31 protein-coding genes are annotated in these 21,614 nt (G+C 39.5%); 5 read left to right on the forward strand and 26 right to left on the reverse strand.

The genetic code is table 11. The features are described from left to right. Window positions 1-7: 7 nt before the first annotated feature. The 19 genes from FC65_RS00400 to FC65_RS00490 form a co-directional block, all read right to left on the reverse strand. Window positions 8-592 carry a phage scaffolding protein gene (locus FC65_RS00400; protein ID WP_056971115.1) on the reverse strand — a complete coding sequence of 195 codons (585 nt, stop codon included), beginning with the start codon at window positions 590-592 and terminating at the stop codon, window positions 8-10. A 96-nt stretch (window positions 593-688) separates the two neighbouring features. Further along, window positions 689-1,837 carry a phage minor capsid protein gene (locus FC65_RS00405; protein WP_056971117.1) on the reverse strand — a complete coding sequence of 383 codons (1,149 nt, stop codon included), beginning with the start codon at window positions 1,835-1,837 and terminating at the stop codon, window positions 689-691. Beyond that, window positions 1,782-3,383: a phage portal protein gene (locus tag FC65_RS00410; protein ID WP_235803044.1), complete on the reverse strand. Its 1,602-nt coding sequence runs from the start codon at window positions 3,381-3,383 to the stop codon at window positions 1,782-1,784. The genes FC65_RS00405 and FC65_RS00410 overlap by 56 nt, the downstream gene beginning before the upstream one ends. 61 nt (window positions 3,384-3,444) lie before the next feature. Then, complete coding sequence (locus FC65_RS00415) at window positions 3,445-4,755, reverse strand: PBSX family phage terminase large subunit (RefSeq protein WP_056971121.1); 1,311 nt, start codon at window positions 4,753-4,755, stop codon at window positions 3,445-3,447. Beyond that, window positions 4,739-5,251 (reverse strand): terminase small subunit, encoded by a 513-nt coding sequence (locus FC65_RS00420; RefSeq protein WP_056971122.1) that lies wholly within the window; start codon window positions 5,249-5,251, stop codon window positions 4,739-4,741. The genes FC65_RS00415 and FC65_RS00420 overlap by 17 nt, the downstream gene beginning before the upstream one ends. 567 nt (window positions 5,252-5,818) lie before the next feature. Then, complete coding sequence (locus FC65_RS00425) at window positions 5,819-6,280, reverse strand: hypothetical protein (protein WP_056971124.1); 462 nt, start codon at window positions 6,278-6,280, stop codon at window positions 5,819-5,821. 97 nt (window positions 6,281-6,377) lie between these two features. Then, window positions 6,378-7,103 carry a hypothetical protein gene (locus FC65_RS00430; protein ID WP_056971127.1) on the reverse strand — a complete coding sequence of 242 codons (726 nt, stop codon included), beginning with the start codon at window positions 7,101-7,103 and terminating at the stop codon, window positions 6,378-6,380. 598 nt (window positions 7,104-7,701) lie between these two features. Continuing rightward, window positions 7,702-7,905, reverse strand: coding sequence for a hypothetical protein (locus tag FC65_RS00435; RefSeq protein WP_056971128.1), 204 nt, complete (start codon window positions 7,903-7,905; stop codon window positions 7,702-7,704). Continuing rightward, on the reverse strand, window positions 7,902-8,309 hold the full coding sequence (locus tag FC65_RS00440) for a RusA family crossover junction endodeoxyribonuclease (RefSeq protein ID WP_056971130.1): 408 nt from the start codon (window positions 8,307-8,309) through the stop codon (window positions 7,902-7,904). Before FC65_RS00440 ends, FC65_RS00435 begins: the two co-directional genes overlap by 4 nt. 200 nt (window positions 8,310-8,509) lie before the next feature. Continuing rightward, window positions 8,510-9,340: a P-loop NTPase family protein gene (locus FC65_RS00450; RefSeq protein WP_162257039.1), complete on the reverse strand. Its 831-nt coding sequence runs from the start codon at window positions 9,338-9,340 to the stop codon at window positions 8,510-8,512. A 111-nt stretch (window positions 9,341-9,451) separates the two neighbouring features. Beyond that, entirely contained in the window at window positions 9,452-10,348 is an 897-nt protein-coding gene (locus FC65_RS00455; RefSeq protein WP_056971137.1) for a DnaD domain protein, read from the reverse strand. After that, window positions 10,338-11,045: a putative HNHc nuclease gene (locus FC65_RS00460; RefSeq protein ID WP_056971139.1), complete on the reverse strand. Its 708-nt coding sequence runs from the start codon at window positions 11,043-11,045 to the stop codon at window positions 10,338-10,340. The genes FC65_RS00455 and FC65_RS00460 overlap by 11 nt, the downstream gene beginning before the upstream one ends. After that, on the reverse strand, window positions 11,046-11,864 hold the full coding sequence (locus FC65_RS00465; RefSeq protein WP_056971140.1) for a PD-(D/E)XK nuclease-like domain-containing protein: 819 nt from the start codon (window positions 11,862-11,864) through the stop codon (window positions 11,046-11,048). It lies immediately after the preceding gene. After that, on the reverse strand, window positions 11,864-12,760 hold the full coding sequence (gene bet, locus FC65_RS00470) for a phage recombination protein Bet (RefSeq protein WP_082618889.1): 897 nt from the start codon (window positions 12,758-12,760) through the stop codon (window positions 11,864-11,866). The genes FC65_RS00465 and bet overlap by 1 nt, the downstream gene beginning before the upstream one ends. Then, the gene (locus tag FC65_RS00475; protein WP_056971142.1) at window positions 12,753-13,031 is read right to left on the reverse strand and encodes a hypothetical protein; all 279 of its coding nucleotides are present in this window, start codon (window positions 13,029-13,031) and stop codon (window positions 12,753-12,755) included. The genes bet and FC65_RS00475 overlap by 8 nt, the downstream gene beginning before the upstream one ends. A 5-nt stretch (window positions 13,032-13,036) precedes the next feature. Continuing rightward, the gene (locus FC65_RS00480) at window positions 13,037-13,234 is read right to left on the reverse strand and encodes a hypothetical protein (RefSeq protein WP_056971144.1); all 198 of its coding nucleotides are present in this window, start codon (window positions 13,232-13,234) and stop codon (window positions 13,037-13,039) included. Further along, entirely contained in the window at window positions 13,224-13,415 is a 192-nt protein-coding gene (locus tag FC65_RS00485; RefSeq protein ID WP_056971145.1) for a hypothetical protein, read from the reverse strand. Before FC65_RS00485 ends, FC65_RS00480 begins: the two co-directional genes overlap by 11 nt. A 52-nt stretch (window positions 13,416-13,467) precedes the next feature. Beyond that, window positions 13,468-13,644: a hypothetical protein gene (locus tag FC65_RS11740; RefSeq protein ID WP_156408550.1), complete on the reverse strand. Its 177-nt coding sequence runs from the start codon at window positions 13,642-13,644 to the stop codon at window positions 13,468-13,470. 176 nt (window positions 13,645-13,820) lie between these two features. Then, entirely contained in the window at window positions 13,821-14,087 is a 267-nt protein-coding gene (locus FC65_RS00490) for a hypothetical protein (protein WP_056971146.1), read from the reverse strand. A gap of 85 nt (window positions 14,088-14,172) precedes the next feature. On the opposite strand from FC65_RS00490, the gene FC65_RS00495 reads away from it, so the two are divergent. Both FC65_RS00495 and FC65_RS00500 read left to right on the forward strand, forming a co-directional pair. Further along, window positions 14,173-14,400, forward strand: a complete 228-nt coding sequence (locus FC65_RS00495) for a hypothetical protein (protein WP_056971147.1) — start codon at window positions 14,173-14,175, stop codon at window positions 14,398-14,400. A 180-nt stretch (window positions 14,401-14,580) separates the two neighbouring features. Continuing rightward, the gene (locus tag FC65_RS00500; protein ID WP_056971148.1) at window positions 14,581-14,808 is read left to right on the forward strand and encodes a DUF2188 domain-containing protein; all 228 of its coding nucleotides are present in this window, start codon (window positions 14,581-14,583) and stop codon (window positions 14,806-14,808) included. Here FC65_RS00500 and FC65_RS12140 read toward each other — a convergent pair. Genes FC65_RS12140 through FC65_RS00520 form a run of 5 tightly spaced genes read right to left on the reverse strand, consistent with a single transcriptional unit; the run spans window position 14,805 to window position 16,901 of the window. Further along, window positions 14,805-14,957, reverse strand: coding sequence for a hypothetical protein (locus tag FC65_RS12140; RefSeq protein ID WP_169790223.1), 153 nt, complete (start codon window positions 14,955-14,957; stop codon window positions 14,805-14,807). The two genes, FC65_RS00500 and FC65_RS12140, sit on opposite strands and share 4 nt — an antisense overlap. Window positions 14,958-14,959: 2 nt before the next feature. After that, entirely contained in the window at window positions 14,960-15,151 is a 192-nt protein-coding gene (locus FC65_RS00505; protein ID WP_056971149.1) for a hypothetical protein, read from the reverse strand. Window positions 15,152-15,163: 12 nt separating this feature from the next. Further along, window positions 15,164-15,757: a hypothetical protein gene (locus tag FC65_RS00510; RefSeq protein ID WP_056971150.1), complete on the reverse strand. Its 594-nt coding sequence runs from the start codon at window positions 15,755-15,757 to the stop codon at window positions 15,164-15,166. Next, on the reverse strand, window positions 15,754-16,662 hold the full coding sequence (locus FC65_RS00515; RefSeq protein ID WP_056971151.1) for a DUF3102 domain-containing protein: 909 nt from the start codon (window positions 16,660-16,662) through the stop codon (window positions 15,754-15,756). Before FC65_RS00515 ends, FC65_RS00510 begins: the two co-directional genes overlap by 4 nt. Before the next feature lie 14 nt (window positions 16,663-16,676). Next, window positions 16,677-16,901 carry a helix-turn-helix transcriptional regulator gene (locus FC65_RS00520; RefSeq protein ID WP_156408551.1) on the reverse strand — a complete coding sequence of 75 codons (225 nt, stop codon included), beginning with the start codon at window positions 16,899-16,901 and terminating at the stop codon, window positions 16,677-16,679. A 155-nt stretch (window positions 16,902-17,056) separates the two neighbouring features. On the opposite strand from FC65_RS00520, the gene FC65_RS00525 reads away from it, so the two are divergent. From FC65_RS00525 to FC65_RS00535, 3 genes are all read left to right on the forward strand, one after another. Next, window positions 17,057-17,689, forward strand: a complete 633-nt coding sequence (locus tag FC65_RS00525) for a LexA family protein (protein WP_056971153.1) — start codon at window positions 17,057-17,059, stop codon at window positions 17,687-17,689. Between the two features lie 168 nt (window positions 17,690-17,857). Continuing rightward, window positions 17,858-18,373, forward strand: a complete 516-nt coding sequence (locus FC65_RS00530; protein WP_056971154.1) for an Ltp family lipoprotein — start codon at window positions 17,858-17,860, stop codon at window positions 18,371-18,373. Window positions 18,374-18,515: 142 nt separating this feature from the next. Then, window positions 18,516-19,667: a tyrosine-type recombinase/integrase gene (locus tag FC65_RS00535; protein ID WP_056971155.1), complete on the forward strand. Its 1,152-nt coding sequence runs from the start codon at window positions 18,516-18,518 to the stop codon at window positions 19,665-19,667. A gap of 71 nt (window positions 19,668-19,738) precedes the next feature. Here the strand turns inward: FC65_RS00535 and FC65_RS00540 are convergent, their stop codons facing one another. Both FC65_RS00540 and prmA read right to left on the reverse strand, forming a co-directional pair. Continuing rightward, the gene (locus FC65_RS00540; RefSeq protein ID WP_056971156.1) at window positions 19,739-20,512 is read right to left on the reverse strand and encodes a 16S rRNA (uracil(1498)-N(3))-methyltransferase; all 774 of its coding nucleotides are present in this window, start codon (window positions 20,510-20,512) and stop codon (window positions 19,739-19,741) included. A 16-nt stretch (window positions 20,513-20,528) separates the two neighbouring features. Beyond that, a complete protein-coding gene (gene prmA, locus FC65_RS00545; RefSeq protein WP_056971157.1) occupies window positions 20,529-21,413 on the reverse strand; it encodes a 50S ribosomal protein L11 methyltransferase in 885 nt (294 codons plus the stop codon). Between the last annotated feature and the right edge of the window lie 201 nt (window positions 21,414-21,614).

The following is a 21,614-nucleotide window of genomic DNA, read 5'->3' on the forward strand; positions in this document are numbered from 1 at the left end:
CCTCTTTCTATTTTTCTCCGCTCATACGTTGAGCAATCTTCTGAACCATAGTCGGTTCATTGCCACCATTGCCACCGCTGGGATTACCTAAAGAAGTAACCTGAACACCTTTAGGCCCATCAGCTTCCTGGTTGCTTTTGGTATCGAACAAATATGAATCGTTTTTCTGCACTTCTTCTAACTGGTCATTAAAGTTTTCAAGCTTACCGTCTTTACCCACTGTGACTTTGTCCAAGTCTAGTAAGCCAAGCACGGCTTTCGGGTTACGCGCTTTTGAGTCACGTAATGCTTCGTTGATTTTGAAATCTCTGCTTTGATCAGCCAGTTTCTGTTGCCACTCTTCATCTTTGTTCTTGTTTGCTTCTTGGAGCTGGGCTAGTTGATCTTGAAGCTCTTTGTTATCCTTAGACGACTTCTTAAGGTCCTCTAATTGGCTGTTATGGTCTGCAAGTTGTTCTTTTAAGCCGTCACGTTCAGTTGTTAGGCTTTCAACTTGGTTGTTAGCGTCTTGAACGTCCTTGCCATGTTCGGCCATGATCTTATCAATCGCTTCACCTTCAATGCCTAGATCCTTTAGAAACTCTCTTTTCATGTGTATAACCTCCATACGTTTTTATTTCCCAGCAACGACTGGGTTTTGGTTGCATGAAAAATAGACAGTTTAACGACATATCCAGGTCGAATATATTTATTTTGCTACGATCCTCTCACGCCCATATTGACGTGCTAGAAAATCGTTATCTTTGACAATATCTCTTAACTTGCTCTGATAACCGCGAATACTTGTCTTTAGTTTACGTTGAGCCTTCTCATCACCCAATTTATTTGCCATTTTTAGCTTTTCCTTTTGGTGGCGAACAGAGCGCTCATAATAGCGTTGTTTCTGCTGTATGTCTGCATTCTTGCGGGCTTTACGTGGATCATAATGCTTTTGAAAATTATGACTCACACCCTCAACATAGGGATATAGATCATGCCGACAATTAATACCCAGTGTCTCGCTAGGCTGACCATATCCATAGTTATATATCGAATCATAACGCGGGTTATATGATTCGTGTGTAGGGGGTACGATATTTACCACCTTACCTTGAATATGCGAACACGCTTCACGTGCGGCAGGGTGACTTGTCATAGTAGCGAGTACGCTGTCGAACTCTTTCATCGATTGAATACGTGTATCATTAAATGTCCTTGATGCAGTAGAGGTAAGTACCGTACGGGTGTAACCCTCTAAGCTCCATTGATGCCCGCCTTTGTCAATTAAAGATGTTTTCATACCTTTGTCCTGCCATTGCATAATATTGTCTGTAAGGGCACGCTGTGGTGTTTTACGTCCTGTCTGTATATCCAAGGTAGTACGATTAACAATATCTTGGAACGTCCGCATTGCTGCATTCTCGCCATAATTAGTAGTGAGTAGTGTTTGATTAACATTATTATCAATATCAAGAAAAGCTTGATGTGCATAACTCTTAATAATCTGCCGTTGAGTTGAACTGATTGGCTTATTTTTTCGTTGCAGCATAGTGGCCAATTGACTGTTCATTTGTTGAGCAACTTTCAAACCATTATCTTCGATTAAACTTTTAATTTGTTGCTCGCTCATATTAGCCGTTTTAGCAACCATACGGACGACTTCTTCAGTAATCCCACCCATTTTCTGTAACATAGCAAAACGCCACGCTAAGGGGTGCTCTCTGTCCATTAACAACGAACGTGTGTCTTTAGTTGCATCAATTAACAGATAGAACAACTCTTGCTGTAATCTGGTGTAATTATCAGCTATCTTGTTGGCCTGATGATTCATCTGGTTCATCGTTATCTTCTTCGTCATCAGTACCACCTCCACCAAATAACGCGCCTTCTTGCAATGCAGCAGGAGTTCTGTCAGCTGATTCTTCTTGAGATTTCTGGATCCAATCCTCGGCTGTCGTCTCATTAATACCATAATTACGAACCAAGAATTGAACGCGTGGCATCATACCATCATCGACGGCTTGCATGTCTTTATTAAATTGTGCCTCCTGGTCTACAAATACACCGTCGTTGAAATCAACAATTGTTTCGGTGCTGTCCACATCACCATTCCATAAAGGAATGCCATTGCTGAATAAAGCACCATTGCTTGCTGTATATAAGATAGCTCGCACTAGTGCTTTAATTTGCTTATCGACCTGAGTTAAGTAAGAAGAACGCGTCTGATAGGTCATAGAGTTATTAGATACAACCTCAGTAGCTGTCTTAACGCCCTCACCATCAGCAGTAAATGTGCCTTGTGATAAGCCTGTTTCATTTTCAAACTCACGCATAAAGAAACTCATTGTTGATTGGTATTGCGCATTGCGGATAGGCTGTGTCAAGTCAGTGATCTTCATTTGTGGATCACCATACATTGCCTCATAAATATCTGTGCTCTTATCGAACATCGGTGGGTGCATCTCTTGCTGACCATTTCCGCTTGCCATTGGTCCGCCCGGCCTTAACATCTCGGAAGGCACTGCAATACGACGCTTGCCAATTTCTACTTCGTGTACAAACTGATCGTGAGTCATATTAACTGCGTCAACGGTATGCTTAGCATTGTCAATAATGCCCAAACCTAACGGACTTTCGGGGGAAATATTATTAGCTCCCGGTGTTTTAAAGTATGCAAATAGAGGTGTTTCTAGGCCAGATAGTACACTAATTGGCTGTAAGCCCTTATACTTCGGTAACTTATCTAACGGGACATTAACGCCAATTTGTCCTTTATCCTCGGACTCATACAGCTCGTTAGTGATCTGATAGTTGTAGCCACCTTCTTTTGCAGGTATCCATTGGTGAAACTCTAACAACGTGTAATAAAGATTCTTGTTGCCATCTTGTACGGTCGTTTTATCCGCAATCGCTGCTTCATTGATCTCGGTGACATTCGATTGCAATGGATAGAATTGATCGGCTTTAATCCATGATAATTTGATCTTATCATTTTCCACATATGGGCGGATAGCAAAACCACCTAATGCAATACCTTGTTCTAGCTGTTCTTCATATGTTGTATAGAAGTCGTTATCAGCCAGCACTTCATCAATCAATTCATGTGCTTTATTGTCCTTAATAGCAGTGGCATCATCACCGTTAGCAACACTCTCTTTGTTATTAACTGCCACTGAACATTGCTCGTTAAAGATAACTGAAGCTAAGCGTCTAGCAGCCATCTTAGTAATGTTCAGGCTAGATAAACGGCGCTCACATTCATGACCGTAACTATTGCGGTACTCCACTTTTGGAAAGTCGTTGCGATAGTATCGCTTAGCCTCGGCTATCCTAGTATACTCATCTGGTGAGATAGATATACGGCCATCGTCCGTTATGTTAGTCAGTGTTTTAATTACACCCACCTTAGCGCCTCCTTTTCGAAATAGATTTTTAATGCTGTCAATTAACGACATAGTCCACCTCCTACCATCTCAAGCCAAGATCACGTTCAGCATCACGCACAAAGTATTGGAACTGATCCGCACAATGATCGTTTTCTTTTATGACTTTAGGATCATCGCTTTGCAGTGTCTTCTCGTCCCATTGGTATCGCTTGTTTTCTTCGTAGAATATTTTATTAGCTTCTTTTTTGAGCATAAAAAAACGACCATGAGCTAATAAGTCCTGCACACGATCGACCATGTCAACCTTTTTAAGTTTGTTCACTTTGTGCCAATGGATAGCATACTTAGCATAGAACTCATTATCCAAGGCACCTTCAGCTGAGTCCATTGTCATTCTCATAGGCGTCATACCATATTCTCGGCCGTTACGATCAATGAACGCTTTTAAATCTTCAGCTAACTGAGTAGGCGATTTCTTATAAGCTTTACCAGCAGGAGAATAGTAATAATTATCCAGTAGTATCACGTTGCCTTTAGCAGTTAAGCCGTAACAACCGCACGTAGTAGCAGATGTCTCGTGCCCTGTATCGACTGAATAATATAAGCCTAGTAAACGGTCATCACTGGGAAACTCATCTATGACATGAAATAAATCAATATTATAAACGTTAGTCCCTAAGCCGACTACTTCACCCAGATACATCCACCGATAATAGTCAGGATCATTTTGTTTAACTGTCTCTATTTCTTGAAGATAGCTCTTAGCTAGAATATTAGGCAGTGTCACATCTTTATATGTTGAATGATCAACGTACCAATCAGGCGTGTTTCTTCTGCTTTCGACAAACTCATTGATCCAATCATACGGGTTCTTAGGTGGGTTATAGCTGTAATACGTTTCAACCTTTAGGTCATTTGGCAGTTGCTTACGTGTGAATGAAGCTCGCACTGTGTCGACTTCTTCCCAGCTATTGAATTCTGCCAGTTCCTCAAACCACAGCCAACGAACGTAACCTTTTGCGATGATAAACGACTTTAATTTCTGTGGATCATCAACACCACTAAAATAAATTGCCGTCCCTGTATCTTTATGGATAATCTTGTAAGGCGATTTCTTAAACTCAAACTGATTATTAACACGTAGCATATATATCGCCCATTTAATCTGTTCATAAACTGACATGTTAATTGTGTTAGCAACCTTGCGCATTACTAAGGCATTAGCATATGGGTCTTGCAGAAACTTATAAACAATATCCAAACTAATTGCAGACGACTTAGTAGAGCCACGACCGCCTTCTAACACCTTATTAGAGGCCTTGGAAAACAGCACGTTGTTAAAATGGGGATTGATCATTGCATCAACATCCACATCAATTACTGTTGTCATCCGTGTTCCTCCCATCAGTTCGGTTAAAGTTCATAATAATGTTATCCTGCGCATCGCCATCGGCTTCACGTTTGGCTTTCAGCTCAGCTAAATCAGCATCAGCTTTAAGCTTACGTATCTGCTCGGCCGTCATCGGGTCCATTGCTGGATAACGTTTCATCAGCTCTTTACCAGCACTTAGCCGAGTTTTTAGATCAGCCGGAGTTTCTACCACTTCCACGCCTTTAGGAGTGGCGACAGCACTTTTTTCACTTTCTTCACCACGCAAGATACGAGAATACAATTGAAGTACCTCTTCAGCTTTAGCTATCTTAGCATCTTCAAGTTTCTTCATTTTTTTCTCAATGGCTCTTTTTATGTCAGGTTTGGTCAAGTTTTCACTGCCTACTGACCGAGCAGTTTTTTTAGAATAACCTGCTTTGATTGCGGCTTGAGTGGCATTGCCAAGTTCAATATAGTAATCAACAAACCTGTTTTGCTTTTCCGTTAGTTTCATGGCATTTGCCACCACCACCTTTCAATTATGTATTTCTACAACACGCACCTAATAACCAACCACGCCATCAGCAGTCCACCATAGAACATTGCCGTGAACAATGCTATGAGTGCCAATGACAACCCTATGTATTTGAATAAGCTTTTCATAGCAACCTCTCCTGTTTTCTGTTACAATGACGTCAAAGGACAATAACATGTACATTGCTAACGATCAACGTTTAACTCCTAGGTCCTTTTGCCATTGACTTAACTGGTCAATGGTTTTTTATGTGCATTAAAAAAGACAGTCACAATGGACTGCCTAAAATATTATGTATGTCCCCGGTCAGGGACTAGCCTCTAACCCAGCTAACGGATATAACAGTAGGTGGAATCGAACCGCCTGTGATAATCAGTTATAAGTTAATGAGTCATATCAATGTCTGTCTATGTGCTCACGCCTACCAGGCACTGTTACGGTTAGATCATGCTAACCACACTAACGAATTTTCGTAGGAGGAAAATTTCGTGTTCTTACAAAAGGACTTAATTAAGCCTTTTTGTATATTACAAATATACAACACTTTTACGGGGTGTTCGTCCCGCTTTTGTCTCGCTTCGACAATTCTTTTTGAACGGCCTTGATAAAAGCATCTCTTCGTGCATACACCCTACTGCGAGATAGGCTCAAATGTTTGCCCAACCCTACTGCATCATAATGCCTGTTATTTGCAAAGAAGAATTCATAAATTATTTCGTATGTTGCACGGTCTAATAAAGTTCGTACAGGCTTGTCCACACATTGGCTTAGAACGCTCTCTACGGCATTTTTATTTCGCTCTAGTTCAATTAGCTTATGGTCAGATAAAACTCGGCTAACCTCATTCTCAAGTGATTCATCGCGTACATTCTGAGCACGTCCGCCACCGATATTTTCATCTGAGTAAGCATCAAACGGGTATCTGAGTTCTAGCTCACGTCTGCGTTTATCGCGTTCATAATCTGGATATCTCTTGATTACTTGAATCGCTTCATCTCTTGTTGCCAATATATTTCCTCCCTAAAATATTCTAACTCTGCGTTGTACTTTAGTCTGATATAGCATTGGTCCGATTCTGTGATAGACTATTTTGCCTCGCAGAAACTTAAATATCCTCATCACGTGTTTCATACCTCTCTTCCCATGTCATAATTCTGAACGGTGGGTGCTTAACATTTTTCTGATTTAAAGCAGTCGCTTTTGTCATGCCTACATGCCTTGCTAATTCGCCTAAGTTATGAAATGCAATCGTCTTTCCATCTTTGATCAAATAACGCATCTCTCGGCGCTGTCTCATGCCGTCTATTTCTTCTTGCATCTTATGAGCTTTCATGAATGATTGAATCGTTTTGCGATTTAGCTTGACTCCGTAATCTCTTGCCAAAATACCAGCCATATACTCATACCCAATACTTTTCTTTGAAACTTCACGTATTAAATCCTCTGATATGCTCGAATTAGCATGATGCTTAACTTTGTGATAATCGAGTTCCAGCCTGTCAATGACTTCATAAATCGGTTGTGGTCCTGAATAATCTAAATCATTAGCAATCTCCCATGGCTTTTTGCCTTGTTCGATTTGCTCCCTGATATAACTATCTTTCTGTTCTCTTGTCATAATTTTAAAGGCTCGTGTTTCATCGATTGGCAGTCGGCTTTTTCTGGCACGATTCTTTACACCTTTACTATTCCACAATTTACGGAACTCAATAATTTTAGGGTCTTTCTCGACTTCATCATCAGTAGCCCAATTATGAAAGCCATATGTTGTATCTAGGTACTTTACAATGCCAGCTGTAGCATTTCTCAACTGTTGTTTAGTTGCTGTCATGGTTCTCTCTCCTTTGCTTATTATTTTCCGGAATGCCTTGCCTTGAGGCTCGAACTCAAGCATGTACCGTTGCAAGGCTTGCTAGTTTGGATGCAAGAATTAGATATAATTGAGGTTTATTCACATCCTTGTTAGATTTCCGCCCTAGCTATGGCTTACAGACTTCTGACAGTCTGCAAGTCTAATTTTGATTAACGTGACCTCTGATTTGCGCTACAAATTGTGAGTATCTAGCACTTTCAGATTGGCGTGTAAACTCTTATCATCTTCCTTCTTTCAGCCAACCTTTATTGTTGTCTCGATTGTCGGTTCGAGTGATTATGCAAAATACTTGTTGGCTGTTGCTGGCTTAGCCGTTATCATAAGCTGAGCTGCGGTCGGAGCTTGAGAAATAATAGGATTAGGATCTTGCGTGTAAATTTAATTTGCTCCGACAACGGCCGAGAGAGTTTTGAAGCTCAAACGGTCTATAATGCTTATCTCTCTTTTTTCCTTTGCTTGATCATTGCTCCATATCTGCTTTCTCAAAATATTTCATCAGCCAGTCCCATTGCTCTGGCGTGCGTACTCGGTAATATTTAGTCATTAGTCGTCCTCCTTAAAATAGTTCATCATGCCAGCGCTCAATAATTGCTTGATAGATGGCTTGGTCCTTCTCTTTTTCAGTCAGCCTATCTCTGGATTTTATGGTTTCAAAATCTGCACATGCGTCCATATCATAATATATGTCAATTACAGACATTGCCTCTAATTGGCTATTAAGCACTAACCAGTCATACAGTTTCTTTTGATCTTTATTCATTGAAATTCCTCCAGTTCAATCTCAATTCGTGGGTTGTCCGAATAAAACTTGTGCGCAGTTAGATCCACAATCTGTGAATCATCACGCCATAGAATGCCATTTAAGGCGTCCAACGTGCTTTTGATATAATTATCGGTATCAGGATTAACTGTTGGTCTAACCTGCCCTGTCGTCCTTCTGAGGTGCTCTTTCTTACTGATAGACTTCTGCACTGCACGGTAGAACCAGATTTCAGCCTTAATGCCTCTTGGGTAGAAACAACATGTTTTTATTTCCGCCAACAAATGTAGCTGCTTCTTGAAGTCTGCCGTTTTCTTTGGGTCATACATTCGCAGACTTCTTCCCATCCGTACCGCTCGTGGTCTTGCTTGTGCGACTGGCTCGATTTCAAAAACTAGTCTCATATCATCGACCCTTTTCGCTGTACTCTGTCATCCACAAAAGCATGACTGTTCCAACCTCGTCGTCTGGGCTTGGGGTCAACTGCGGTAGTTTTATAGACTGGCCCTAGATCGTACGGCTCGACACTTGATCTAATTAATGTGTGTGTTTTCGGGTTCCAGTGGATAATTCTTTGATTTGGTCTGATTTTTCTTGGCATGGGTTAGCCTCCTTGTCTATAATCTGCTACGTCATCGAACTTAATCAATGCGCTGTGTGCTTGAATCCTTGAAACCGTTCGCTCGTCGTATTTTTCCGTTAGTTCTTCAAAGCTTTCGTTAGTTGTAACAATCAAGGGCATGTCTTCCCTAATCTGCATTAAATTGTCAATCTGTTCGAAGTTGAAGTCTGTATCACGTTCAGCGCCTAGATCATCAACCACAGCGATATCTGCGGTCTGTAATGCTGAAACAGTTCGATCGGTTGCCTTTTTTATCTGATCGTCATTGAAACCGTCCTTAATCTGTTTCATCAACAATGGCCACGAGCAGAAAACTATTTCGATATTGCGATAGGCGTCCGCTGATTCATTCGTGCCTTTTTGACGCTTACGATACTTAACTCGATATTTAGTTTGCTTGAAAATTTCTTGAATCGCTGCAAAAGCTAAGTGTGTTTTGCCAGAACCTGTATGCCCCTGCAAAATCATATGAGTGCTTTCGCCCTCGCTAAGGTGCATAGCACCCTTATAGACATACCTCGCAACTTTCAGACGATCATCATTATCTTTTGCAAAATTATCAAAGGTACAATTCGTTATATCTTTGGCAAAAATTGACGTTGAAGTGAGATAACCAATTGCTCCATGTTTTAGACTGTTCTCGGTAGCTATCTGAGCAGTTCGCTGTTCTAATTCATCTTTAGTGACTGGCTTAGTTCCACCGTCCAAAGTCGAATATCCACATACAGGACAGAATGCTGCTTTCTTGACGCCTTTATGAACATGCTTGACTCCGTTGTCATAAGTTATCTTGTCGCCCTTAGGTCTGAACATGGCTGTTTCATTACCTCGCTCCAAACACTCCGGACAAAACTCTTTTTCTTCGTCAGAGTATCTTCTGATGTAATCCAGAACGATCTCATTTATTCCCTGCATAATTTTCTCCTACCATGGCATATCATCCTCACTCAATCCCATCGCAGCCATTTCTTTTTCTTCGTCAGCCTTGAACATTGGCTTAATGTTGGGACGGTCCATGATAGTGTCAAGATTGACAGGCACTTCACCATACTTAGTGAGGTACTCTTGCTTGAGTTTCTCTTTGCGTTGGTGTTCTTTTTCCCACGTTTCTTTAATGCTGTGATGTTTCGCCTTATTAGAACGCTTATAGCCACTGTTTCTAGCTTTGTTTTTTTCTATCCAAGCTTTTTCAATCTTCTCTGCCTTTTCAACCGTAGTGACATTACCAGTTTCATACCCATCAAGGATTTGTCTTAGATAATTAAAATTAGGTTTTGTAGCATGTTGATCCATATAATTGATAGCATGTGAGACGATTTCATCACTCAATCGCTGCTCATAGTCCATCAGAACCAGCATGTTATTGTTGCTCAATGTTGCTCCAGTCATCTGGTAGTCAGTGAAGATGTCAGGAGCCCTTTTACTACTACTACTAATTCTCTTTGTATTATTAATACTTGTATTATTACCTTCAGCATTTTCTAAATACCCCCCTTTAATATTCTTAATAGGGGTATTTAATTTATTAACTACCCTAAGGGTTCGCTTTTTGATTTGTTTTCCTTCTCTGTCGTACTTAACAGATAAGTAACCTTTATCAACTAAACCATTGATAATTTGCGAACATCTTCCAGCAGTTAAACCAAAGAATTCAGAAAAATATTTGTTTGATGCAAAGCAGCCCTGATCGTTGTCTAAGCTGTTTATTTCTGTTAGAAAAACAACTTCAACGATTTTCAGTTCTTCATCTAGCCAATATTTAGCTGGTATCCAAACACCTTGAAATTTTCTGTCTTGTTTTGTAACTTTTCTAACTGCCATGCTGTTCCTCCTCTCGATAATCTCCCTTAACACCTATCTTCTTGAGCGTTTCAACATCTAATTTGATTCCGTTCAGCGGCATATGGTACTTGTTGCTAAATTGCTTATTGCCTATCTGGTGGCGTTCTGAATGATGAACCCGACATAATGCAATTACATGTCTTTTGCTATGGTCCACATGATTACGATTTAAACCTGAACCAATTTCATCAATGTGATCAATATCTGCATGTTTGCCACAGATAACGCACTTTCGATGCTTACAACACTGATATAGAAAGTAATTTTCATCTCGTGGAAGTAGCTCATAGCTGTCGTTGATCGGCACGTTATACTGAAAGATAAACTCAACAACTAGGTCTAAAAGTTTGTTAGCGTCTGATACTGAATTAGTTGTATCGGCTGCTAGGCTTATCTCTTTTCCCTCTGTTTCAATCGAATATGCTGTATAAAAGTAATCCTTTAAGAATTCTTTCATTGGTGCTCCTGACCATGATTGAATCTCATTTAAGAGACTGAAAAAGAGAGCTCGCTGTTTTGGTCTGACCTTTCTCGGGTCAACGATATTCAATTCAGCATATACATGGCTCAAGTCACCGTCATACATTGTCTTGAGATGCTCAATATTTAATGGGCTTTCCAACTTTGAAGTAATCTCATCGGGTGTTATTTTCCTGACCAAAACAGGTTCACTCATCTAATCCACCTCGATCTCGCTTGCGTGCGTAAAATTTTCGATCATATTCGTCATGCGGCAGTATTCGCATTTACCACATCTCTTCGGCTTAATTTCGCCATTCATGACATCCCACACTCGTTTTTGGTTGTCCTTGATGAATTCAAGTGCTCCATCTAATTCATAGCCATCGTCAACAGAATTAAAGTCAATCGCCATCTTATCGGGTGGGTCTTGCTTACTAACGGCAAAGATAAACGGCTGACACTCAACTCCAAACTGTTGCTTGATGAGCTCTTGATACACCGCCATCTGCATGTAATAGCCGTATGCTTTAACAAATGGCACTCTGTGTCTAACTTCTGGGTCATAGATGCCTTTGTGGATATCAGCAGTTGTCTTCAAGTCGCAGAAGTAACCATGATCTAAGACAAGGCTGTCAATTTTGCCCTTCCACGGATAACCGTCAATTTTGCCAGTCACAATAACTTCTTTCTGACCTGGTTCATAAACGTTCGTAAAGGCTTCATCGTGTTTCAGCACTGAAATCATGCTGTCAGCTTGCTTGTACTGCGATTTGATACCTTTGTCTGAATTGCCATACTTGTAAATAAACTTGGCATTGTCTGATTTGAATTTGTCATGCGCTTCTTGACTTTCGAAAAAGCTATGAAGCCAGTTACCAACCAACAAAGCAGTATTATCTCGATTTGGTTGCCAGTCTTCTTTCAGCATTGCTAAAGTCGCAGCTTCACACTTCATGAAGTCCTTGAAGATCGATACAGACATATATTTGAAGTCCGTATCATGTTCGTAGTAATTAGCCTGAGTAAGCTCCATTACTGCTCATCTGCCTTTGGTTGTCCTGTGATGTCGTCTAACAATTCAGTCTGTTCTTCCTGATCGTTGTCTTTTGATTTGTCGTAGTCTTGAATGATTTCAGTTATTTCATCGCTAGGTTTCTCATCTTGCTGTTTAACGTCCTTTTCAGCCTGTTCTGGCTCGGGTACGTTGCTTTGAGTATCATTAGACGTTTGAACGTCATCGTTGCTTGTAGCACCCTTTAAGATTGAATTAGCCTGCTGCTCTCTTTCAGTAGCTTCGACTTCTTTAACTTCTTGAGATGGCTCATTTGGGTTCTTATCATCTTCGGTATACATACCGCCCAAAGCTTCAGGAAATGCCTCACGTAATGCGTTAACAATTGCCGTCTTACGAATCATCGTTGCAGGCATTGACTTCCAAGTTGAGTTAAGTTCTTTCTGATGTGTCTTGTAGTCGTATCTTTCTTTCTTAAATTCATCAAAACTAATTTCAACATGATGTGGTTCTTTTCGATCGTTGCGATAGACATCAGCCCAGCCACCGACTAATTGGTCAGTCGGCAATATAAAAGCCCCATTGCTATATACAATTTCTTCATTACGGACAACGATTACACCCGCTTTAATACCTGCATACTGCTCATTGTTTTCAGCGCGCTTCATAAATGCCTCTTTGGAAGTGATAAGCTGTGCAGGGCTTCCTTTGAACTTGATAATGTACGCTTCTTTTAAGAAAGGATTAAGGTGCTGGTACTTGCAAAGGTTGATAAACATTACAATCTCTTGGGTTGTGATAGGTTCTTTGCTATCAACCAAATAATTACGGACTGTGTTTGGTGATAATGTGATATCTTCACCGTTAACATCAAACGTTACTGACTGTTCTTGTTTTGTTGCTATTTCATTACTCATATTGATATCCTCCCATTTCTTCCACTGTTTCGATTGCCATATCTACATCACAAATTCGTGCGTCACACTTGTATTTGCAATATGCAACTAACTGGCTCATAGGGACTAATCCATCATCGGTCATCCAGACTTCATCTTCAGTGATTAAGTCGCCATTCAAGTCGTGTAATTCTTTAGGTGCTCGTGGCATATTGTATTGTACAAATTGGCGTTGCCACTCATCTGAGTGGGTGTCCATATCATCAGCCATGCGGTCAAAATTATATTGCATTAAAATCAACTTCTTTTCATTTCTTCAAGCTGCTCTTGCCACATGTCGAATGCACTACAATAGATATATTGTTGTAACTCATCAGTCATATCATCATTTTCTTTTTCGATTTTTTGGCAAAGTAGCATGAAATTATCTTGGGTCATAGTTTGTTTTGCAAAATTTAAAAATCTAACGATTGCATCTGCTTCTTTAGTTTCCATGCTGTGCCTCCTGTTCTCTCAATAGATCAATGTGATGCTGTAATAGTCGGATCTCTGAATCAGTCAACTGATCACGTTTCACATTGATAATCATTGTCAGATAGCTAATGCGTTCTTGCGGTGTTGATTTAACTGCTATCGTTTGTAAAGCATCATGGTGGGCTTTAGATTGTGGTGTCATAATTTGCTCCAATCTGTGCTATAATAGGCACGTGATATATTTTTGTTGAATGTTAGTCACGACTGCCATCGTGGCTTTTTTCTTGCTTTAAAAACTTGTACATTTGGTGTGTTCCCATCAGCGCTAAAGTGAATACCGTTACGGCTAATAAAGCTGTGTAACTAGCTCCTAGCCTGATCATCACCATCAAGATGACGAGGTTGATAATTTCGATTCCCGATGCTGTCATGCTGCTCACCCATTTTCTGTTTCCATTTGTAATCAACATCATCGAATATAATCACCAACAGGACAATTAGAAGTATGATTATGATGCTCATTTATTAATCCTCCTCTTTATCATTGCCACGATCATCGCAATAACGATATACCCGACTATTGCAACGACCGTTCCTTCCCCTGGTGTCATGTAACCGCCCCCAGTAAATAATTGTCCCTGATCCATTCGTTAAATTCGTCCACTGGATAGCGGACTAAGCCGTCAATAACTACTGTGGGCGGTGCAAGTGGCATGATCTTGTCATGAAACGTTCTGGGTGTAATGCTGAGATAATCAGCCATTTGTGCTTGATTGAGATAACCGATTGATTGCTTGTCACTGGTTTGTTCGTCCAGTTTGTGCTGAACCAGCTTAGCTATTTTAGTAGCGATCAATTCTTCTAGTTCTGCCATTGGATCAGCCTCCTTTCTATTTAAATTAATTGATTAGCTTACGATTTAACTTTCCTTATATAATTGATATAAGGAGGTGATTTAATTGAAAGAAAAAGAATTTAATAGCAAATTTCAAAGTGTACTGGACGATTTTTCAGCAGAACATTGGTCAAAAGATGCAGTTCTTGAATCAATGAAAAGATACGCAGATCAAAACGGCAATTTAAAGCTTGAAGATGCGCTTATATTTGCACTTAACGAGTCCAGAGAATACACTGAAAAATTCACTTATTTAGTTCTCTCTGCTCTATTTGTTGATAAGGACCAATAAATTTCAGCGAGTTTATCCGCATTAATTTTCACTCCGTGTTCCTCGCTACTTCCGATAGCTTGGAGCACGTTTTTTATTTCTTCTGTGGTTCCTTCTACTGTTAATTTCATTTAAATCTTCCTTTCTATAAAAACGATTAATCGTATAATTGAGTTATCTCAATATAAGGTGGTGATAAACATGTCGGGCAAAAATCAGCACGTCGTACCCAACAAAAATGGTGGTTGGAACGTTAAGGGCGAGGGAAATTCGAAATCTACTCTACACACAGACACAAAAGCAGAAGCCGTTAAAGCAGGTCGTGAATTTTCGATAAATCAACATTCTGAATTAGTTATTCATGGTAGAAACGGACAAATCCAGAACAAAGACAGTCATGGCCATGATCCACATCCACCAAAGGGCTAATTGTATTTAGGTGTTAACCTGATACGATAACCGTCAGCAGGAGTTATATCCGTTAATGTAACTTCTGCTATTTTTTTGCCTTCTTCGGTTTCAACAACCAACTTGCTATAAAAATCTTCATTAAGAACGCGAACTTTTTCTTCACTCATTTTTAAGCCTCCTCGTTGTCTTCAATAGTTGGTAAATATAAATCGCTCATGCCTAAGGTGTCAGCAATCCAAAATAGTGTTTCTAAATTGAAATCTTGTGCATCTTCAACCGTTTTAAAAGTTTCAGGATTTAAGTTCTTGTCATTCACTGACAGTAATGTTTCTATTGCGTCTCTTACTGATTCATATTCCATTATTTATTCCTCCTAATCTTTTGGTTCAGTTGCTTTATATCCGTGGCTTATTTCCCAGACATTCAAGGTTTGCAGTTGAGCTTCCGTAATACGTAACGTTCTTTCTGGCAAGTCATAGATGTTTAACTGCTTGGCATAATTGATTGCATCTTCATAATTTGCGTGCAGAATAGTTGTATACTTGATCGCATTGAAATGTTTCTTAACAATTGAGTAAAAGGCACCGATAATGTGTCCATATTTCTTAGAGTAAAAATTTGATCCACCGTAGTTTTTGTCCCCAAATGTTTGTCCGATCCATTCAAGCGTCGTGATGTTGGCACGCTGTGAAATAATGCTTTTAAGATTTGTTGCCTCTCCGTCGTTTAATGGAATTGTCTTTTTTACATCTTCAATGGCATCATCTACAAATGCGTGCATTTCTTCTTCTGTGCTTTTAACAGCCCTTGAAATTTCATCTTTGAAATCAGCAGTCATTTTACTTTTAACCTGTTGCAAGTCATTCTTATTAGCCTCACGGACTTTCTTAATAATCACTGCGTTGTTTAATTGTTGCTCGATTAATTTATCGATCATTTCGTTATTTTGTTTTTCTTGTGGCATCATTCTGAAAACTTCCCTTCTACTATTCTTCTGCCTTCAATAATTTGGTTTACGTTGTCAACGAATCTTTGGAGACCATCAGTTGCTTCTTGCAAATCAGATTTAGACCTATTATCTAAATCATTAATTTTGGATATATCAGTCAGCACATTTTCTTCTCGTAAGAATTTTTGAATGTCCCTTATCAATGAATAAATGCTAATTGATGTTTGAACTTTCAAAGACCTAAGCTCATGTTCTTGTTGCTCATCAAACTTGTCATTCGCTTCATCGTTTTTTCTGATCCGTTCGTAAGCCTGAACTTCCCTCTGATAAAATTCGAGATCCTCTTGAGCTTTTTTCAATTGAGCTTGAGCATCAGACGCTTGTTGTTTAAGTTGCTCATAATCATCGGGTACTTTCTCAATTTCTTTTTCAACGATCTCTGGCGCCGGTTTGTTCTTAACTTGTTCTTCTAATGCAGTAATCGTTTTTGACTTGTCATCAATCACACCGTTCAATGTTTGGCGAGCGTCCTCGGACTGTTTGAGCTTGTGGTTAAGCTCTTGAATTTCTCGCCTGGTCATATCAACCGGCTTTTTGGTTTCACCAGAATCTAATTGTTGTGGTTCATTGCGCATTTCAGTGGGAATTTTGGTTAGTTCATAAAGAACACTGACGCCTAAATGTTGCACTGGTTCATCATTTAACCATTTTTCTGAAGAAACCTTGATAAACCTTGATGCCATTGTTCTATCCATATTGATTGATTCAAGCCATTTAAGATATTGTCCATGCGCCAAGTCTTCTTCTTTGACCTTCTTCAACCGTCTACCAATCTCAAATATTGCTTGTCCACCGATTGACTGGTAAGTTTTGATCTCGGTAGTTAGTTGAGTTAGATCATTACTTAATGCAACTTCTTGCAATTTGTTCACCTCCTCTATTCTTTAATTAAATTACGGTTAAACCGTAAGTTACGGTAAAAAATAAGATCGTTGTAATTAGCGCCAAAATACTTTTCGATGTTATCGAGTGTCTTTTTATTAGGAAAAGTTTTTGCCCGTTCATAATTACTCCACGTATCTGGACTCACGCCAACGATCTTTGCCATTTCTGTTTGAGTTAATCCATAATTAACTCGCAACGCTTTTAATGTCAGTTTCATGTGTTCACTTCCTTTCGACATACTAATCATATAACGGTTAAACCGTACTGTCAAGAACAAAACACGAAAAAACCGTAATTTATTAAAAATAATTATTGCAATACATACGATATTGCCGTAATATAGTAATTGTAGAAAGGAAGTGAACAAAATAGATGAATGGTTTAGGCAATAAAGAAGTCATGTCAGCCAATATAAAGAAGTATATGGATAGAAATGGGATTGATCGAAGTAAATTAGCTAGTGATCTTGGACAAGCATATACAACTGTTTCTGATTGGGTCAATGGAAAAACATACCCAAGAATTGATAAAATTGAAATGCTCGCCGATTATTTCCATATTGAAAAAGCTGATTTAGTAGAAGAAAATAAGCCTGACAATTTAAAGGAAGTCCCAACCAAAACTAAAAAAGTTCCTATATTAGGTACAATAGCCTGCGGTGATCCAATAACTGCTGATGAGAATATTGAGAGCTATCGTGAAACGGTTGCCGATCTTCTACCGAATGGAACAGTCTTTTATCTCAAGGCAAAAGGCAGATCAATGGAGCCGACAATACCAAATGGTTCGTACGTGCTGATTAGGGAACAACCAACTGTGGAAGACGGCGAGATCGCAGCGGTGCTAGTTGATAATGACAGCGAGGCCACATTAAAGCGAGTCAAGCACCAAGGCAACATCGTCATGTTGATGCCAGATAACCACGAGTACGATCCGATAATTTTATCAGACGATTATACTGGCAGGATAATTGGCAAGGCAGTTCGGTTTGTAGCCGATCTATAAAAAATGCCCTAGCCAGAATTTAGGGTAACCGGCTAGAGCATGAGAATATGTGTTTGACTAGATTATAACATCTAGCCGAGCACATTACATATTTAATTAAAATAATACATAGTCCGCACCTCGTGGACGTTAAAAACCGAGGAAATATTATATTTGGAGGAATTACAAATGGCAAAGAAGAAGATTACAGGACAAAATGGGAAAGAGTATACAGTTAAGGAAAAGAAACCATTTTATAAAAAGATTTGGTTTTGGCTGCTGATTCTCGTAGTAGTGTTTATGTTTGCTAGTGTTGTCGGCAGTGATGATGATGAAAGCACAGCAAGCGACGCAAAGACTGGACAAAAGCAATCGTCGAGTAAAAAGAAAGACAATGTACCGGCTGAATACAGAGCAGCTCAACGAAAGGGACAAACTTACGCCGACACCATGAATATGTCAAAAGCAGGTATTTATGATCAGCTAACTTCTGATGCAGGCGAAGGTTTCCCACAAAAAGCTGCACAATATGCAGTAGACCACATCAAAGTCAACTATAATAAGAATGCCTTAGAAAAAGCCAAAGATTATCGCGAAGAGCAAGATATGTCCAATGATTCAATACATGAACAATTAACTTCAGAAGCCGGCGAACAATTTACATCGCAGGAAGCTGATTATGCAATTCAACATATAGATGATTAATAAAAAACACATCTCGCCCCGACCAGAGTTTGAGATGTGCCTATACACTATAAAGGGGTGCGGTGCACCCTTCTTTTTTATCTTATCACAAAAAGGAGGCGGTGCCTACCCTGCTTTGACCCACACACAAAGGAGGATAATCATGCGGAATAAAAATATTAAATCATATAAAAAGAAAAACGGCACGACTGCATATAGATTTAAAGCGTATCTCGGCACTGATCCAGTGACGGGCAAACGGATAGAAACTACTCGGCGTGGTTTTAAATCAGCCAGAGAGGCGCAGAGAGCGCTTGATAGATTGAGAGTGGATTATGACACTAACGGATGGCACAGACGCAATGGCGGACAAATTAGAACGTTTGGCGAACTATTCAGTGCATGGCATAAGGTTCATGCTCAAACTATTAAAATCTCTACTGCTGGACAACAGAAAAAGTTGTATGAAGCCGATCTAAAAAATGACTTTGACAATATCAAGCTAGATAAACTGACACCTCAATATATTCAGAACTTCTTTAACGGTTTTGCAAAAACTCATTCAACGATCAAGAATTGTGCCGTTCTACTCAAAATGCCCCTACAATATGCAGTTAAAATGGAGATCATCGATAATAACCCCTTTGATAAGGTAGTGCTCCCTAAAGGACAGAAATCACAGTTTGAGGGAACTGTTAATTTTTATACTCGCGAAGAACTAACCTATTTTCTGAAGCGTGCTGAAAAAGTAGATCAAAAGCTATATACCTATTTTTGGTTGCTTGCCTATACGGGAGCTAGAAAAAGTGAGGCTTTGGCTTTAAATTGGGACGACATCAACTTTGACAAAAAGGCTTTAAGAATCGACAAAACATTGGCATACAATCCGATAAACCGAGATCTATTAGTACAGGATACCAAAACGAAGTCATCGGTTAGGACTATCTCATTGGATCAGCAAACAATTCAAGTTCTGAAACAGTGGCACTTGAATCTTCAGAAGCGAAACTTTAAGCTAGGTCTTGGCAATACTGACATTGTTTTTCCTAACAAATTTAATCGGTATACCACGACTTCAGTGCCTCAACAATGGCTTGAAAGAATATACGGGCACTTTCCACAGAAACGAATAAGAGTGCATGGCTTCAGACATACACATGCTTCGTTGCTGTTCGAAGCTGGTGCATCTATCAAAGAAGTTCAGATCAGACTAGGGCATGGCAATGCTGGTACGACAATGGACGTCTATGCGCATGTGCTAAAGTCGAGGTCAAATGAAACTGGGGAACGGTTTGCCAAATACATGGATAATTGAGTTTGGGTCATTTTTGGGGTCAATATATTTTGAACGTCTTGCAACGCTGATATATCAACGTTTAGATAACATTATTCTAGTTCAAGAACAAAAGAAAGTGCTGCTAACAGATATAAGGGAGCAGTTTCTGCTCTCATGATCCTTGGACCCAATCCAACCGCAGAAACATTTTGCTGCTTAAAAAATTTAATTTCTTTTGGTGAAAAGCCACCCTCTGGTCCAAAAAAAGCGGACAGAGCCAGTGTTTCGCCGTTTTGCTGCTTTTTGCTCTCCTTGCGAACTACTTGCAAGATACGTGCTAACTGGCTAGTCTCACCTTGTTTGGCAGATTCTTCATAAGCTACTACTTGATGATCTGCCTGCCAGGTTTCTTTAAAAACAGCCGTTATATTTTGGCAAAATAAGACCTCAGGGATGACTGTCCGATGTGATTGCTCAGCAGCCCCCTGAGATATTTTTTTCAATCTCACTAATTTTTTCGTGGCTTTTTTGTCATTCCACTGAGCAACAGATCGTTCTGAATTATAAAAAATAAAGCGGTTTGCTCCCAGTTCAGTACCTTTTTGTACAATTTTTTCAGTTTTGTCACCTTTAGAGATCCCACATACGATCGTCGTTTGAACGGGTAATTCTGGATCATGGACAATAGTCTGGATAATTTGGCCCTTAGCATGACTATGGTCAATTGAAAGCAATTTAACAACTTGAACTTGCCGATCAGGCCCAATGATCTCAAAGCGGTCGCCTACCTTATCACGCATAACATCAATTGCGTGGTGGAAGATCTCTGGTGGTAAGAAGAATTCTTGGTCAGTAATATTTTCTTTAACAAAATAACGTTGCATACTTGTCTCCTACTACTTATTTATCTTGCGGTATAACGGCAATAACGCCATACCAATCTTTCATTTTTAGTGTTTCCTTAACAACAAAGCCATTATCTTGTAACGTTTTCTCGATCAATGGTAATTTATCTGCAATAATGCCAGACAAGATCAACGTGCCTTGGTCTTGTAAATGAGTTGCAGCTTGCGGGATCAATGGGACTATGATCTCAGCTAAAATATTAGCTACGATCAGCTCTACTTGACCAGTAACACCATCAAGCAAACTATTTTTCTTTAAAGTAATATCTTTAGAAGGTGGATTTAAATTAAAATTTTCTTGAGCTGCTTTGATAGATTCATCATCAACATCGTAAGCATTAACCTGCTCTACCCCTAAATATTTAGCAGCTATGCTTAAAACTCCTGAACCCGTGCCCACATCGATCATTTTTTCCTGTCCATGCACACTTGCTTCCAAAGCATGCAATGCAAGGATCGTTGTTGGATGAGTTCCTGTTCCAAATGACTTTCCAGGATCCAAACGGATGACCTTGGTCTGATCATCAAAGTCCTGAATGCTCTCCCAACTTGGAGCGATCGCTAGGTAGCGACTGATTCGTTGCGCATGATAATATTTTTTCCACTCATTAGACCACTGACTATCATCTAGGTTCTCTGTTCCAATTTGATATGTGCCAGGATCTAAGCCATATTCTTTCAATCTTTCAAGCGCAGAAGTCAATTTCTCTATCAAAGGTGCAGTTACTTCATCATTGTCAAAGTATGTCGCTAAAACGATCTGTTGAGTGGTCGGTGCATCATCAATTTGAATACCGCCAGCACCATTTTCCAATAATAAATTACTAACAGCTTCCTGTGCTTGAAGGCTGCAACGAACATAAAGCTTTGTCCATTTCAAATTACATTCTCCTTATCAATATTAATTTCATAGTCAGGATAAATAGTTCCGTACATTATTCTACAGGAACATCAGCGTTTTTGCACAAATAACTATTGAATTTTGCCGCTTGCAATTAATTTTGTAATATTTACGCAAATATTATTAGACTTTAGTTTATTTATCTTAATGATTGGAGAGTATAAAATAGTTTGTGTAAAT

Origin of the sequence: Ligilactobacillus acidipiscis DSM 15836, assembly GCF_001435755.1 — a bacterium.
GTDB classification, from domain to species: domain Bacteria; phylum Bacillota; class Bacilli; order Lactobacillales; family Lactobacillaceae; genus Ligilactobacillus; species Ligilactobacillus acidipiscis.

What these genes read in the sequence shown, in the direction of transcription:
- FC65_RS00520 (WP_156408551.1), bottom strand. Translation starts at nt 16,901, where the DNA reads ATGAAACTGACATTAAAAGCGTTGCGAGTTAATTATGGATTAACTCAA.
- FC65_RS00415 (WP_056971121.1), bottom strand. Translation starts at nt 4,755, where the DNA reads ATGACAACAGTAATTGATGTGGATGTTGATGCAATGATCAATCCCCAT.
- FC65_RS00505 (WP_056971149.1), bottom strand. Translation starts at nt 15,151, where the DNA reads ATGGAATATGAATCAGTAAGAGACGCAATAGAAACATTACTGTCAGTG.
- FC65_RS00480 (WP_056971144.1), bottom strand. Translation starts at nt 13,234, where the DNA reads ATGGAAACTAAAGAAGCAGATGCAATCGTTAGATTTTTAAATTTTGCA.
- FC65_RS00435 (WP_056971128.1), bottom strand. Translation starts at nt 7,905, where the DNA reads ATGAATAAAGATCAAAAGAAACTGTATGACTGGTTAGTGCTTAATAGC.
- FC65_RS00455 (WP_056971137.1), bottom strand. Translation starts at nt 10,348, where the DNA reads ATGGCAGTTAGAAAAGTTACAAAACAAGACAGAAAATTTCAAGGTGTT.
- FC65_RS00465 (WP_056971140.1), bottom strand. Translation starts at nt 11,864, where the DNA reads ATGGAGCTTACTCAGGCTAATTACTACGAACATGATACGGACTTCAAA.
- FC65_RS00510 (WP_056971150.1), bottom strand. Translation starts at nt 15,757, where the DNA reads ATGATGCCACAAGAAAAACAAAATAACGAAATGATCGATAAATTAATC.
- FC65_RS00460 (WP_056971139.1), bottom strand. Translation starts at nt 11,045, where the DNA reads ATGAGTGAACCTGTTTTGGTCAGGAAAATAACACCCGATGAGATTACT.
- FC65_RS00475 (WP_056971142.1), bottom strand. Translation starts at nt 13,031, where the DNA reads ATGCAATATAATTTTGACCGCATGGCTGATGATATGGACACCCACTCA.
- FC65_RS00490 (WP_056971146.1), bottom strand. Translation starts at nt 14,087, where the DNA reads ATGGCAGAACTAGAAGAATTGATCGCTACTAAAATAGCTAAGCTGGTT.
- FC65_RS00485 (WP_056971145.1), bottom strand. Translation starts at nt 13,415, where the DNA reads ATGACACCACAATCTAAAGCCCACCATGATGCTTTACAAACGATAGCA.
- FC65_RS00400 (WP_056971115.1), bottom strand. Translation starts at nt 592, where the DNA reads ATGAAAAGAGAGTTTCTAAAGGATCTAGGCATTGAAGGTGAAGCGATT.
- FC65_RS00450 (WP_162257039.1), bottom strand. Translation starts at nt 9,340, where the DNA reads ATGTTCAGACCTAAGGGCGACAAGATAACTTATGACAACGGAGTCAAG.
- FC65_RS00420 (WP_056971122.1), bottom strand. Translation starts at nt 5,251, where the DNA reads ATGAAACTAACGGAAAAGCAAAACAGGTTTGTTGATTACTATATTGAA.
- FC65_RS11740 (WP_156408550.1), bottom strand. Translation starts at nt 13,644, where the DNA reads ATGACAGCATCGGGAATCGAAATTATCAACCTCGTCATCTTGATGGTG.
- FC65_RS00540 (WP_056971156.1), bottom strand. Translation starts at nt 20,512, where the DNA reads ATGCAACGTTATTTTGTTAAAGAAAATATTACTGACCAAGAATTCTTC.
- FC65_RS00500 (WP_056971148.1), top strand. Translation starts at nt 14,581, where the DNA reads ATGTCGGGCAAAAATCAGCACGTCGTACCCAACAAAAATGGTGGTTGG.
- FC65_RS00525 (WP_056971153.1), top strand. Translation starts at nt 17,057, where the DNA reads ATGAATGGTTTAGGCAATAAAGAAGTCATGTCAGCCAATATAAAGAAG.
- FC65_RS00535 (WP_056971155.1), top strand. Translation starts at nt 18,516, where the DNA reads ATGCGGAATAAAAATATTAAATCATATAAAAAGAAAAACGGCACGACT.
- FC65_RS00430 (WP_056971127.1), bottom strand. Translation starts at nt 7,103, where the DNA reads ATGACAGCAACTAAACAACAGTTGAGAAATGCTACAGCTGGCATTGTA.
- FC65_RS00405 (WP_056971117.1), bottom strand. Translation starts at nt 1,837, where the DNA reads ATGACGAAGAAGATAACGATGAACCAGATGAATCATCAGGCCAACAAG.
- bet (WP_082618889.1), bottom strand. Translation starts at nt 12,760, where the DNA reads ATGAGTAATGAAATAGCAACAAAACAAGAACAGTCAGTAACGTTTGAT.
- FC65_RS00530 (WP_056971154.1), top strand. Translation starts at nt 17,858, where the DNA reads ATGGCAAAGAAGAAGATTACAGGACAAAATGGGAAAGAGTATACAGTT.
- FC65_RS00440 (WP_056971130.1), bottom strand. Translation starts at nt 8,309, where the DNA reads ATGAGACTAGTTTTTGAAATCGAGCCAGTCGCACAAGCAAGACCACGA.
- FC65_RS12140 (WP_169790223.1), bottom strand. Translation starts at nt 14,957, where the DNA reads ATGAGTGAAGAAAAAGTTCGCGTTCTTAATGAAGATTTTTATAGCAAG.